Raw genomic sequence first — 13,113 nt, 5'->3', positions numbered from 1 at the left:
AGCGAAAAAGTAGAATCAGGAGGAACTCGCGACGTAAGGGAGTACTTAACGAAGCGAAAAAGTAGAATCAGGAGGAACTCGCGACGTAAGGGAGTGGTTAACGAAGCGAAAAAGTAGAATCAGGAGGAACTCGCGATGTAAGAGAGTGGTTAACGAAGCGAAAAAGGAGAATCAGAATAAACTCGCGATGTAAGAGAGTACTTAACGAAGCAAAAAAAGAAGAAGTAGGAGAAAGTCGCGACGTAAGGCGATTAATCGGTGGCGTAATAAAAAAACAGAATTGAGAACGTAAGACATGATTAAAGAGGAAAATCATTAGCGTTGCAATCTATAAATTTAAAAGAAAAATTAGTATATTCACACCACCAATTGCTCAAACAGCAACATTTATTTCAAAATCTGTTATTCTCCAAAACCGCGTCATATCAACATTCACAATACAACTCAAAAAAACTTTTAAAAAAATAATAGATTACAAGTTTAAAAGATAGATTCACTGCCCATACTGTGAGTAACAGTAATTAAGGGGGAAATAAACATGAAGAAATTGATATTTATCTTTTTTATATTTTTATTATTATTTGGATCATTCCCGGCAAAAGGATTTAGTCAAGGAGACCAACAAGAACAAATATCCACAGATTATCAAGTTATCCCGGACGAAGCTATTCGTTTAAGGATTTTAGCAAATAGTGATAAAGAAGCGGATCAAGATTTAAAAAGAACAATTCGTGACGAAGTAAATAAACAAATTACCGAGTGGGTTAAAGATATAGATGATATTAAAGAAGCACGTAAACTGATTCAGAAAAACATCCAAGAAATTGAAGGAATAGTTGGCCAGACTTTAGAAGCAGAGGGCAGTGAACAGAGCTTTAATGTTAAGTATGGGAAAGATGTGAAATTTCCAACTAAGGTTTATGGGTCTTATGTATATCCTTCAGGGGAATACGAGGCAATTTTAGTAACGTTAGGTGAGGGCAAAGGTGCAAATTGGTGGTGTGTTCTTTTTCCACCGCTATGCTTCTTAGATTTTTCAAATGGAACTAGCGTTGCGGATGGGGAAGAAAAAAACGATAAAGATACAAAGAAAGAAGAAAAGAAGGAAGATAAAAAAGAAAAAGAAGTGGAATTTAAATTTTTCTTTTTAGAATGGTTTAGCTAAATCTATCATATTTATTCCTATCAATCATAGACTGTAATAATTAATAGATTAGATAGGAGTAGATAAGGATGAAAATGATAAGTACGGAAAACATTCAAGAGGAGATACTTGTAGAGTTTTTTGAGGGTAAGTGGGAGGAAATGCCTGACAAAACGATGTTAAGGCAGCATGGTTACTTGGTCGAATATCAAGAACAATATAAAGCATACTTTGCGTTAGCCCCAGTGAAAGGCGATGCGTTCTGGTTAAAAAGCTTGTATATTAAAGAGGGTGTTCCTTCTTCCTTACCGTTAAGCCTAATTGAATCAGCAATAGCAATTACTAGAGATAAAGTTGTGAACGGATTATTTGTTTATAGTCATCAACAAACATTAAGTTCCTTATTAACTTTATTAGGCTTTAAAGAACAACTTTCCCCTGCTTTTGCAGATGGATTAGAATTAAAGGGTGGAAAATGGTACAAAATAGAAGTAAATAAAGTCCCCCAATTAAAATCTGATTTATAGTTATCCAGTATCTATCCACAACTGTGGATAAATCTTGTTGATATCTTGTGTAATAATGTTAATAACTTGTGGATTAGTGTGGATAACAATAAATATATCTTATATCAATTAGCAAAAGCTACAGCTTACCATCGAAGCTGTGGCTTTTATTAGTATAAAGACATCAAATAAGAAAGTTGGCAAGAACCGAGTAAAAACAGAGGTTAGTAAAATCAACAGCTTGCGAAAATAGAAAGTAAGTTGGATAATGTGGATAAAGTGTCAAGATTATTCACAGGTTTTAAAGGAGTTACGCAAATTGGATACTATGTATTGGAAAATAGATGACAAGGAAAATATAGATACGCAAATTGAACAAGCTGCTACGCTATTAAGACAACAAGAGGTTGTAGCTTTTCCAACAGAGACAGTTTATGGGCTAGGTGCTGATGCTACAAATAGTGCTGCAGTGGAAAAAATATTTTTGGCAAAAGGACGACCTTCCGACAATCCGTTAATTGTTCATGTGTCGAGTCCTCACGAAGTTAGTAAATATGTTCAGTCCATACCTGAGCCTGCAAAAAAATTGATTGCTGCCTTTATGCCAGGTCCACTGACAGTTATTTTAGAAAGCAATGGTGTAATAGCTGAAAATGTCACAGCTGGGTTAGAAACGGTTGGTGTTAGGATCCCGGATCATCCGGTGGCAAGACTATTACTTGAGAAAGCAGCTATTCCTTTAGCTGCACCGAGTGCCAATCGCTCAGGTAAACCAAGTCCGACTAATGCTGTGCACGTTCACCATGATTTAAATGGTAAAATTGCAGGTATTTTAGATGGTGGACAAACTGGTGTAGGGTTAGAATCTACTGTTGTCGATTGTACAGGTGACATCCCGATGATCTTAAGACCAGGTGGTGTGACCCGTGAGCAGTTAGAAGCGGTAGTTGGGAAGGTCATGGTTGATCCAGCCTTAGTTCAAAGCAAAGATAAACCGAAATCACCTGGAATGAAATATAACCATTATGAACCAGATGTCCCGTTATGGTTAATAAAGGGAAATGCCAACTTTTTTCAAAAAAAGATCAATCAGCTTACAGAACAGGGGAAAAAGGTTGGAGTTATGGCAAGTGGGGAATTAGCTGAACAGTTGAAAGCTCCAATTACCCATCCATGTGGGTCACGTCAGAATTTGTCTGAAGTTGCTATCCAACTGTATGATACATTACGTTCATTTAAACAGACAGAAGTGGACGTGATTCTGTGCGAATTTTTTGAAGAGATAGGTGTTGGTCAAGCCATCATGAACCGCCTACAAAAAGCAGCAAGTAGAACGATTGTCGATAAGTAATTTAATGCAATTGCATCATAAAACCCTTTCGCGGCGCATATAGTGGAGTAGCATGTCCAGAGAGGGGTTGGCATTATGGTTCAATTAGGGGAGTTGATGTCCCTTTTATTTATGGCCATAGCCTTAGGGATGGATGCATTTTCTGTTGGATTAGGAATGGGAATGCAAGCATTGAGGCTGAAAAGAATATTTATCGTGGGAATAACAGTGGGCATTTTTCATATATTGATGCCGTTTTTTGGAATTGTCCTAGGTAAATTCATTTCTACTAAGCTAGAAGGCTTTGCTGTATTAGGTGGAGGTTTGCTGCTTTTCGGTTTAGGGGTAATGATGGTCCTAAATTCATTTAACCGTGAAGATAAAGCAATGAGTCCAGTGGGTCTTGGTCTTATATTATTTTCTTTGAGTGTAAGCCTTGATAGCTTTTCCGTTGGCTTAAGTTTAGGAATGTCAGGTGTTAAAGTTGCCTTAGCCTTACTATTGTTTGGGTTTGCAAGTACTGTTTTGACATGGACAGGCTTACTGTTAGGTAGAAAAGCGAGAGGACTTCTGGGTGTGTACAGTGAGTTGCTTGGTGGAAGTATTCTTTGTGGTTTAGGATTAAAAATTATTTTTGGGTAAAAAAGACGGGGCAAAAACCCAGCAGTTTTAAAGGGCCCTTGATGATACGTATAGAAAAAATAACTCGGCTTACTTTTTATAAGGTACGCCGAGTTATTTTTTAGTTGAAATAATTTAATGATCAACAACCATTTTAATCTGGAATAGAATCGTCGCATTTGGTGGAAACAACCTGTTTAAAAACAAGCAAATAGTCAACGCTTAACTTTGTAGCCTTCCCGTCAATATGGTATAGTTTTTGACAAAGAGTAAAAATCAAACCATTGTGGAAGGATAAGAACTTCTAGCGCAATGAAGTCATAGGATAACCACCTAGAATAATTCATAACTGATGGGGGTAGAAACATGAAAATATTGTTCGTTTGTACAGGAAATACATGTAGAAGTCCGATGGCAGAAGCATTATTACGAAAAATCTCTACAGCAGAGGTGAAGTCAGCAGGTATTTATGCTGGGAACGGCCAACCTGCATCAGAGGGAACAACAGCTGTCTTACAAAATAACGGAATTGCACTTAACCATCAATCACAAACCGTTACCCCAGAATTGTTGAATTGGGCTGATTTAGTTTTAACAATGACTACTAGCCATAAGCAAGCTCTTGCGGTCCAACACCCTACCTTTAACGATAAATTATTCACCTTAAAAGAGTACGTATTACTGGATGAAAATGATGATTGGGAAAAGTTGAAAAAAGCTTATTCCAGATTAGAAGAGAAGCGTGCTGAATTCATAGCCGAACGTGGAAAAGAGTTAGACCATAATGAAATGGATCGCGCACTATATGATCATTTAAAAATGGAAATTAGTGATATTCAAGTATTAGAAGCAAAACTTCCTAACTATGATATCTCAGATCCTTTTGGCGGTGATTTGTCAATTTATAAAAAAACTTTAGAAGAAATGAAAAAGTATGTTGAACTATTGGCAAAAAAAATAGAAAATAGAAGAGGATAAGTTTTTCTAGCGGTAAACATCTAGGAGGAGAAATCATGAGGGGAAAGGCAACTTTTAATCTACGATGGAAGTTAGTTGTTTTTACAACTTTACTTGCCATCGTTACCTATTCAACAAGTGCTATTTTTATTTATTTTTTACAGGATTATATAGTAGCGTTTATTGCAATACCAGAAACGCTATTTGTTTCCTTAACATTGCTGCTTGGGATTATATGGTCAGGAATTCTAGCATTTTCAGCAGCGCGTTTTATTACAAAGCCACTCATACAGCTTGACAAAGTTGCGACACAAGCGGCTGAAGGAAACCTAGATATTGAGGTTCAAATTAGAGATTCAAAGGATGAAATAGGCTCACTATCATTATCATTTAGTAAAATGATAGAAAGTTTAAAATCGATTTTAGGCAACATCGATCAAAACTTTGAGGAGACGAATACTTCTGTACATAAAATCAAAGATGCAGCAAGCCGTGCAGCTGCTCAAACAAATGTTATTGAGCAGACGGTAAGACAAATATCTGCAGGGGCTGAAGAGTCATCAAGCTCGATTCAAAGAACTGCCGAATCGATAGATGAATCAACAAGAATAGCTAGTCAAGTTCAAACTAAAGCAACAGAGTCACGAGAGAAATCTGCTACGATGACGAAGCAGCTAACAGAAACGAAGGAAATCATTAATCAACTTCTAAATGGTGTGTTCATGCTAGCTGAAACCCAAGAGCATTCATTAGAGGATGTAAATAGACTTTCACAAAAAGCATCAGAAGTTGGCAATGTCATTTCGATGGTTGGGGAAATAGCAGAGCAAACTAATTTACTTGCACTTAATGCATCTATAGAGGCAGCGCGTGCAGGAGAACATGGGAAAGGTTTTGCTGTTGTAGCAGAAGAGGTTAGAAAATTAGCCGATCAAAGTACTGATGCGGTTAAAAATATAGCGGATCTTATTAAAAACATGCAGGATGATGTGAAGCTTGTCGTGAATAAAATGCAAGCACATGTAGACGAAACGCGAGAGAAAGCGAAGAATAGTCAAGGTGTCACAGACGTTATTTCATCTATGTCAGATTCCGTAAACGAAGTAGATTCAGCCATTAATCAAATTACAGATCTAGTAAAAACACAACTCGAAGAAATTCAGGCAACTTCAGAGCAGGCCCAAGAGGTTTCTGCGATAGCGGAACAAACTTCAGCAGGGGCGCAACAAGTAAGTGCCTCGATCCAAGAGCAAACAGTAGTAGCAGAGAATTTAGAGGAATTAGCAGTTACATTAGAGAATCATGCACATACATTGAAAAAGCAAATGAGCCATTTTAAATTATCTTAATTTTTTTTGGAAAAGGAGCATTCATTATGAAGGTTATACTTGCGTCTGATCACGGTGGAATAAATCTATCAAAGGAAATTGCTTCCCTATTAGAAGAAATGAATATTGAATTTGAAGATATTGGTTGTAATTGTGAAGACTCAGTCGATTATCCTGACTATGGCATACCTGCAGCTAAGCGTGTTGCAGATGGTGAATTCGATCGAGCGATTTTAATTTGTGGAACAGGAATTGGGATGTCCATAGCTGCTAATAAAGTAAAAGGTATTCGTGCTGCTTTAGTGCATGATACATTTAGTGCAAAAGCAACAAGAGAACATAATGATTCCAACATACTCGCAATGGGCGAGCGTGTCATTGGGCCAGGACTTGCACGAGATATTGCAAAAATCTGGTTAGAAACAGAATTTTTAGGTGGACGACATGCTAACCGGATAGGGAAAATCAGTGACTACGAGGCGATAAAGTAAATCAGAAGTTAAATAGAAAATGTACGAAAAGGTATGTTTTTTTTCGAAGGGACTGTTTTCGTGAATCAGCTTGAAGATCATATCAAGGGAATAGTAGATGAATGGTTAGAAAGTGGATACTTAAAAAAAGGGAACGTGTTTGTTGTTGGTTGTTCGACAAGCGAGGTTGCTGGGGAACATATCGGTACATCTGGAAGTGAAGAAATTGCAGCTATCCTGTTTAAACAATTAACTAGATTAAAAGAGAAAGCTGGTGTTCAGCTAGCTTTCCAGTGCTGTGAACATTTAAATCGGGCGATTGTAGTAGAAGAGGAAACAGCCTTGCAGCGACAACTTGAGGAAGTTAGCGCGATCCCGGTAAGAAAAGCTGGGGGCTCGATGGCGGCCTATGCCTACAAGCATTTCGATCAAGCAGTAGTGGTAGAAGGTATTCGGGCAGATGCTGGTATTGATATAGGGGAAACAATGATTGGGATGCATTTAAAGCGAGTGGCAGTCCCACTTCGCTTAAAGCAGCGATATGTTGGAAATGCAAGGGTAAATGCTGCTCGAACTAGGCCGAGGCTGATTGGTGGAGAAAGAGCTGTTTATTCAATCGAGGAACAAGGCAATTGTGATTGACCTTCAACCGTTATGGGAAAGGCAGTCTTAGTACTAAAAAATACTTCTTAGCTAAAACTTGTTATCATTTCAGAAGTGAAACGAAGGGTTTCTACCAATTGGTGTCATCCAACGTTTTTACATAAAAATAAGATGGAACAATAATAAGGGGGAAAAGTAATGGAGCACGTTAAACAGAATGATTTGGAGATTTTTGAGGCAATTGAAAAGGAACGAAAGCGTCAAAACGACAAAATAGAATTAATCGCATCCGAGAATTTTGTATCACAGGCAGTCATGGAAGCACAAGGATCTGTATTGACTAACAAATATGCAGAAGGCTATCCTGGTCGTCGTTACTATGGTGGTTGTGAGTATGTAGATATCGCAGAGGATTTAGCCCGCGATCGTGCGAAGAAAATTTTCGGTGCGGAATATGTTAACGTGCAGCCTCACTCTGGAGCTCAAGCAAATATGGCCGTTTACTTTACTGTTTTAGAGCCTGGAGACACAGTCTTGGGAATGAATTTAAGTCATGGTGGACACTTAACGCATGGTAGCCCAGTTAACTTCAGTGGTAAGCTCTACAACTTTGAAGAGTATGGAGTGGACGAGCAGTCGGAACAGCTTGACTACGATGCCATTCTGGAAAAGGCTAAACAAGTAAAGCCTAAACTGATTGTAGCTGGTGCTAGTGCCTATCCACGTACAATTGACTTTAAAAAGTTCCGTGAAATCGCTGATGAGGTTGGCGCATATTTAATGGTAGATATGGCGCACATTGCAGGTCTTGTTGCTAGTGGCTTACACCCAGACCCAGTTCCACATGCGCATTTTGTAACAACTACGACACACAAAACATTACGTGGTCCACGTGGTGGGATGATTCTGTGTAAAGAGGAATTTGGTAAGCAAATCGATAAAACGATCTTCCCTGGCGTTCAAGGTGGCCCTTTAATGCATGTTATTGCTGCTAAAGCGGTTGCCTTTAAAGAAGCTTTACAAGATGATTTCAAGGAATATGCTAAGAATATTATTGCCAATGCGAAGCGTTTTGGTGAAAAGCTACAAGAAGAAGGAATTCGTATCGTTTCTGGTGGTACAGATAACCATCTTTTATTGTTAGATGTACGTGGCTTAAACCTAACTGGAAAAGATGCAGAAAAGGCTTTAGATGATGTTGGGATTACGACAAATAAAAACACGATCCCATTTGATCCAGAAAGCCCATTTGTAACAAGTGGTGTTCGTGTAGGTACTGCAGCTGTAACCTCTCGTGGTTTTGGTTTGGAGGAAATGGAAGAAATTGCATCTATTATTGCCTTTACACTAAAAAATCATGAAGATGAAGCTAAGCTTGTAGAAGCAAAGGAACGTGTTAAAGTACTAACTGCTAAATTCCCATTATATCAATAATAGATCAGTCCCTTGTCATTTTTGTGGCAAGGGACTGTTTTAATGCAAAAAGAATGGAGAAACTAATAGTATATGCTTGAAAGCTAAGTCATTTTACCGTACACTTTTTAGGATGGACAATTGTCGACAAACTTTTATAAAAAATGAAGGAGTGATCAATAGTGGGTAATGTGTATGTACTGGATCATCCATTAATTCAACACAAACTAACTTACATAAGAAGTAAAGAAACAGGAACAAAGGAATTCCGTGAACTTGTAGACGAAGTAGCAGGTTTAATGGCATTCGAAATTACAAGGGACCTTCCTGTTGAAGAGATTACAATAGAAACTCCTGTAACGAAAGCAACAACTAAAACATTAAGCGGTAAGAAAATTGGATTAGTACCAATTTTACGTGCAGGCCTAGGTATGGTCGATGGTATTTTGCGTCTGATTCCTGCTGCAAAAGTAGGGCACGTTGGTTTATATCGTGACCCGGAAACATTAAAGCCTGTAGAATATTACATCAAACTCCCTTCTGATATCCAAGAACGTGAATTGATCGTAATCGACCCAATGCTTGCAACAGGTGGATCGGCAAACGATGCGATTCATTCCTTGAAAAAACGCGGCGCAACAAACATTAAATTAATGTGCCTAGTTGGTGCTCCTGAAGGGGTAGAAGTAATTAAAAAAGATCATCCGGATGTAGATATCTACTTAGCTGCATTAGATGAAGGATTAAATGACCACGGTTATATCGTTCCAGGTCTTGGTGATGCTGGAGATAGACTTTTTGGTACGAAGTAATATAAATTAAAATGATCAGACAGGCAAAGTAAGGTAGCCTGTCTGATTTTTTTGTTATGTGGTTTCGATCGATGGGCAGTTATATGCCGGAATAAGGGGTTTATGTGCCGTTTTACCTCTGTTATGTGCCAACTCCTATGAGATATGTGCCAATCCCATTAACTTATGTGCCAGAACCCCACAGTTATGTGCCAGAACAGCTGTAGGCTAAGTCACTATAACTGAGCATCAGTGAAATATGCACCTTTTTTTGTTCCCACGCAAGTAAGCCCCATTGAAGACATCAATTTATGTGCTACTTTTCGTGACTCTAAGTGGAGAAACTTCCGGCAATCATAGTTTGTTATAGATGGAGAAATCAATAAGAGATAATCTTCTAAAGCCAGAATATGGGCATCTTTTGAATTAGTGAAGCAAGCATCGCAGTGCCAGGAACCTGTGACCCGTGTCATCGGTCTAGAAGAGCAGGATGGACAAACTACGCCAGTTTGAATATCTATAAGTGGAATGTTGTACTTTTCAAGAAGGTTTGTAAAGAGAGGGGCGCTGTTATCTAGCAATATCTGAGCTAATTCAGAAGTGTTAGTTAGAGGTTTAGTATTCTCGCATCTTTTTTCAAGTTTCATTATTCTTGCTACTAATTCTTCTGCATGGACAACCTTACTAGAAATTAAGTCATTTTCTGCGTTTGATTTTAAGATTGTACTTGGATTCGCAATAGCTACTAAGGATTTTATTGGTGTAAAGGTAAAATGGTGAGCGGACAGCCATGAAGAAAGTAAGTCTTGGTGATAAAAAACTTGATTAAGGGGATTGCGAAAACCTTCTTCCGTCTCGTTATAGGTCCTAATCATTTGGTTAAACTCTTTATCAAAAAATAAAGTGCCAGCTATGTTTTTAGCTTCAATAATTAGAAGGAAATAAACACATATTACTAGAAAGTCAATTTGGAAATACTGGGAATTAAACTGCAGTCGTAAATCCTTTAGTACAAGGAAACGGTTGGAGGGTAGTCGTCTTAATTGATAGGATATTATTTCTTCTCCACGGAACCCTGCTATATATTTCCGTAGATTATCTTCAATTACCGGGTACTGATAATGATGAGAATCCAACCGTCGTAACAAAGCCTCGTGCCCTTTAATATTGCGTGGGTAACTATTTTTCATTAAATTCCTCCATTCCAATTTAAGTTCACCCTTCAAATATTCGCTAATTTATAGAAAAATCCTTTGTAGTTAGTAAAATAATTTACGTAGACCTATAGCTTAACTGAGTAAATACTTTTGTGTGCCACTATGAGGTCGAAATGTGCCACTTCTCTCCGGTTATCTGCCAAAACACAGCATATATGTGCCGCTACTAATGACATATGTGCCAAAACAAGCAAGTTATGTGCCAAAACTCATTTCTCACAGCTAAACCACATAGCAAATAACTACAATCATGCATGAAATCCACTCATCCCCCACATACTAAGCAGAAAAAAACAGAGGAGAAATGCAACGATGAAACGTACACACATCATTACTACCATAGTAACCATAATAATCGCAACTCTCCTTTCACCATTAAAAGGTATAGCGGTCGAGGAGCAATCCATCATCATTGAAGTCGATGGAGACCCAGCTCAACAAAAGGAGTACATTGAAAACCACTATCCTTATATCGAAGTAGTCCAAGTATATGACACCATTTTCACAGGGCTTGCCCTAAAGGGTTCACCTAGCAACTTGCAACGAATGGGTTCAATGGAATTTGTTAAAAAGGCCTATCCTGTTCGTACATACGAAACAAATACAGAAGCCAATCCAAACAAAAGTATTCCATTTCTGATGGAAGAAAAATATCAGCAGAAAAACAGCACCGACTACACGGGTGAAGGTGTCAAAATAGGTGTCATTGATACGGGTGTAGATTATAGACATCCAGATTTAAAGAAGAATTACAAAGGTGGCTATGATTTAGTCGATCTAGATGATGATCCATTGGAAACGCAGCCTGAACAAGGGATTCCGACGATGCATGGAACCCACGTTTCAGGAATTATAGCTGCTGATGGAAATATGAAAGGTATCGCGCCTGATGCTGACCTTTACGGATATCGCGCGCTTGGACCTGGTGGTCGTGGTACATCGATTCAAGTAATTGCAGCAATTGAAAAAGCGGTCAAGGATGGTATGGATATCATCAATATGTCACTAGGAAATTCAGTGAATGGACCAGACTGGCCAACGAGTATTGCGGTAAATAAGGCTATTAAACTGGGCGTTTCTGTTGTAATAGCAAACGGGAATGCTGGTCCATCAAACTGGACTGTTGGTTCGCCAGCGACTGCGACAAACGCTATCTCTGTGGGAGCATCAACACCACCATTAGAGATCCCATTTCTTTATGATTCTTTTGAGGATAAGCAAATTATCATGTCACCGTTACTCGGCTCAAAGCCATGGAATTTACAAAAAGATTATCCAATTACTTATGAAGGAATAGGGAATAAAGAAATAACAGGTGCAAGAGGAAAGATTGTTCTCTTACAACGCGGAAAGGTGCCATTCGCGGAAAAGGCAAGAAAGGCAGAACAAGCAGGAGCAGAGGCTGTCATCATTTTTAATAATGAAGAGGGACCTTTTCAGGGATCAGTTAGTGATGGCAAAGGCGAGATAACGATTCCTGTAGCAGCTATTTCACAAAAAGACGGCCAATGGTTAAAGCAACAAGCAAATCAGTCTAAATACTGGATAGATACTAAGTATAAAAAAACGAAAGATCAAATAGCCGGTTTTAGTTCACGTGGACCTGTGACAGCCAACTGGCACATTAAGCCTGAAATTGTTGCCCCAGGTGCAGCAATAATGAGCACCGTACCAGGAGGATACCAGGAATTACAAGGGACGAGTATGGCCTCACCGCATGTGGCTGGTGGTTTAGCCTTAGTAAAACAAGCACACCCAGACTGGACACCGGCTCAGTTAAAAGGGGCCTTACTAACTTCTGCACTACCATTAACAAAAGGGGAACAATTGTATGACCCGATTGACCAAGGAATGGGCAGGATGCAACCAGACAAGGCAATAGAGACAGATCTAATCATAACAAATCCGTTACTTGCTTTTGGAAAAGTTGAAAAGTTAAAAGAAAAGCATAGCGTCCAAATGCAATTGGAAAATGTATCCGACCAAGAAAAGACCTATTATTTTGAGGTTCCAGAACAGAAGCAAGGCTTAAGGTGGTATTTTCCAAAAAGTTTCACATTGAAGCCTGGTGAGAAAAAAACAGTCGAAGTTGAGTTAGCTATCACAAGCTCAGGACTGGATACTGGAATCCATCAGGGATGGATAACCTTGAATCAAGGAAGTAAAAGCTATAAACTTCCATATCTTTTCTTAAATAAGGATGGAGAATTTCCGAAAGCGATGGGAATGGAATTTTCCTTAAAGCAATTCTCAGATGACCAGTACCAATATCGATTATATTTACCAGAAAAAACGGAACAAGTAACCGTTGATTTATATGACCCTAACTCACTATCCTTCGAGCGAACATTATTAGAATTAGAAGATCTTGCTCAAGGTATAATCGAAGGATCAATGGAAAAAAGGGATATCGGTAAGCAAGGCGAATACCTAGCAAATATATCGATTGAAACAAAGGATGGTAAAATCCATCACTATCAGACAACATTACAAATTGCATTTCCGGAATAAAGAAAAATCTCCCCACCACTCTAGGTGGGGAGAAAATATTTCGACAAACGAACAAATATTCACAAAATTGTAGAATCTACACGATTACTTTTCCACTATAATGAAAGGTGAGGCTTTTGATATGGCAACCTCTTGAGGGAATATTCTAAAAACTTCTTGATTGATATGTACTTTTTTAGATGAAATTGATGTTTTGTTTTCTTGTCCAAACGGATTGACAAG

Annotated in this window: 12 protein-coding genes; 11 read left to right on the top strand and 1 reads right to left on the bottom strand. The window is 38.4% G+C overall.

Features of this window, described 5'->3' with window-relative positions; translation table 11 throughout:
* Positions 1 to 538 precede the first annotated feature (538 nt).
* The 10 genes from spoIIR to upp all read left to right on the top strand — a co-directional run bounded on the left by spoIIR (position 539) and on the right by upp (position 9,184).
* The gene (gene spoIIR, locus H7K77_RS04995) at positions 539 to 1,165 is read left to right on the top strand and encodes a stage II sporulation protein R (RefSeq protein ID WP_186576622.1); all 627 of its coding nucleotides are present in this window, start codon (positions 539 to 541) and stop codon (positions 1,163 to 1,165) included.
* A 68-nt stretch (positions 1,166 to 1,233) separates the two neighbouring features.
* Positions 1,234 to 1,671: a hypothetical protein gene (locus tag H7K77_RS04990; protein ID WP_186576621.1), complete on the top strand. Its 438-nt coding sequence runs from the start codon at positions 1,234 to 1,236 to the stop codon at positions 1,669 to 1,671.
* A gap of 307 nt (positions 1,672 to 1,978) precedes the next feature.
* Complete coding sequence (locus H7K77_RS04985) at positions 1,979 to 3,001, top strand: L-threonylcarbamoyladenylate synthase (protein ID WP_235988836.1); 1,023 nt, start codon at positions 1,979 to 1,981, stop codon at positions 2,999 to 3,001.
* A 75-nt stretch (positions 3,002 to 3,076) separates the two neighbouring features.
* The gene (locus H7K77_RS04980; RefSeq protein WP_222599221.1) at positions 3,077 to 3,622 is read left to right on the top strand and encodes a manganese efflux pump MntP; all 546 of its coding nucleotides are present in this window, start codon (positions 3,077 to 3,079) and stop codon (positions 3,620 to 3,622) included.
* Between the two features lie 345 nt (positions 3,623 to 3,967).
* Positions 3,968 to 4,579 carry a low molecular weight protein arginine phosphatase gene (locus H7K77_RS04975; RefSeq protein WP_186576619.1) on the top strand — a complete coding sequence of 204 codons (612 nt, stop codon included), beginning with the start codon at positions 3,968 to 3,970 and terminating at the stop codon, positions 4,577 to 4,579.
* Between the two features lie 35 nt (positions 4,580 to 4,614).
* Positions 4,615 to 5,907, top strand: coding sequence for a methyl-accepting chemotaxis protein (locus tag H7K77_RS04970; protein WP_186576618.1), 1,293 nt, complete (start codon positions 4,615 to 4,617; stop codon positions 5,905 to 5,907).
* 26 nt (positions 5,908 to 5,933) lie between these two features.
* On the top strand, positions 5,934 to 6,377 hold the full coding sequence (gene rpiB, locus H7K77_RS04965; protein WP_186576617.1) for a ribose 5-phosphate isomerase B: 444 nt from the start codon (positions 5,934 to 5,936) through the stop codon (positions 6,375 to 6,377).
* A 33-nt stretch (positions 6,378 to 6,410) separates the two neighbouring features.
* Positions 6,411 to 6,998, top strand: coding sequence for a TIGR01440 family protein (locus H7K77_RS04960; protein WP_186576616.1), 588 nt, complete (start codon positions 6,411 to 6,413; stop codon positions 6,996 to 6,998).
* Positions 6,999 to 7,157: 159 nt separating this feature from the next.
* The gene (gene glyA, locus H7K77_RS04955) at positions 7,158 to 8,393 is read left to right on the top strand and encodes a serine hydroxymethyltransferase (RefSeq protein ID WP_186576615.1); all 1,236 of its coding nucleotides are present in this window, start codon (positions 7,158 to 7,160) and stop codon (positions 8,391 to 8,393) included.
* Between the two features lie 161 nt (positions 8,394 to 8,554).
* On the top strand, positions 8,555 to 9,184 hold the full coding sequence (gene upp / locus H7K77_RS04950) for a uracil phosphoribosyltransferase (protein WP_186576614.1): 630 nt from the start codon (positions 8,555 to 8,557) through the stop codon (positions 9,182 to 9,184).
* A gap of 215 nt (positions 9,185 to 9,399) precedes the next feature.
* Here the strand turns inward: upp and H7K77_RS04945 are convergent, their stop codons facing one another.
* Positions 9,400 to 10,353, bottom strand: a complete 954-nt coding sequence (locus tag H7K77_RS04945; protein WP_186576613.1) for a nuclease-related domain-containing protein — start codon at positions 10,351 to 10,353, stop codon at positions 9,400 to 9,402.
* A 339-nt stretch (positions 10,354 to 10,692) separates the two neighbouring features.
* Between H7K77_RS04945 and H7K77_RS04940 the strand changes: the two genes are divergently transcribed.
* Positions 10,693 to 12,891, top strand: a complete 2,199-nt coding sequence (locus H7K77_RS04940; protein ID WP_328701033.1) for a S8 family serine peptidase — start codon at positions 10,693 to 10,695, stop codon at positions 12,889 to 12,891.
* Positions 12,892 to 13,113 lie beyond the last annotated feature (222 nt).

Origin of the sequence: Aquibacillus kalidii, from assembly GCF_014280935.1 — a bacterium.
In the GTDB taxonomy this organism is placed as follows: Bacteria; Bacillota; Bacilli; order Bacillales; family Amphibacillaceae; genus Aquibacillus_D; species Aquibacillus_D kalidii.
This window is presented reverse-complemented; position numbering and strand designations above follow the sequence as displayed.

Coding starts and splice junctions, on each gene's coding strand:
- H7K77_RS04975 (WP_186576619.1), top strand. CDS start 3,968: ATGAAAATATTGTTCGTTTGTACAGGAAATACATGTAGAAGTCCGATG.
- H7K77_RS04960 (WP_186576616.1), top strand. CDS start 6,411: ATGTTTTTTTTCGAAGGGACTGTTTTCGTGAATCAGCTTGAAGATCAT.
- rpiB (WP_186576617.1), top strand. CDS start 5,934: ATGAAGGTTATACTTGCGTCTGATCACGGTGGAATAAATCTATCAAAG.
- H7K77_RS04980 (WP_222599221.1), top strand. CDS start 3,077: ATGGTTCAATTAGGGGAGTTGATGTCCCTTTTATTTATGGCCATAGCC.
- H7K77_RS04940 (WP_328701033.1), top strand. CDS start 10,693: ATGAAACGTACACACATCATTACTACCATAGTAACCATAATAATCGCA.
- glyA (WP_186576615.1), top strand. CDS start 7,158: ATGGAGCACGTTAAACAGAATGATTTGGAGATTTTTGAGGCAATTGAA.
- H7K77_RS04990 (WP_186576621.1), top strand. CDS start 1,234: ATGAAAATGATAAGTACGGAAAACATTCAAGAGGAGATACTTGTAGAG.
- H7K77_RS04970 (WP_186576618.1), top strand. CDS start 4,615: ATGAGGGGAAAGGCAACTTTTAATCTACGATGGAAGTTAGTTGTTTTT.
- H7K77_RS04985 (WP_235988836.1), top strand. CDS start 1,979: ATGTATTGGAAAATAGATGACAAGGAAAATATAGATACGCAAATTGAA.
- spoIIR (WP_186576622.1), top strand. CDS start 539: ATGAAGAAATTGATATTTATCTTTTTTATATTTTTATTATTATTTGGA.
- H7K77_RS04945 (WP_186576613.1), bottom strand. CDS start 10,353: ATGAAAAATAGTTACCCACGCAATATTAAAGGGCACGAGGCTTTGTTA.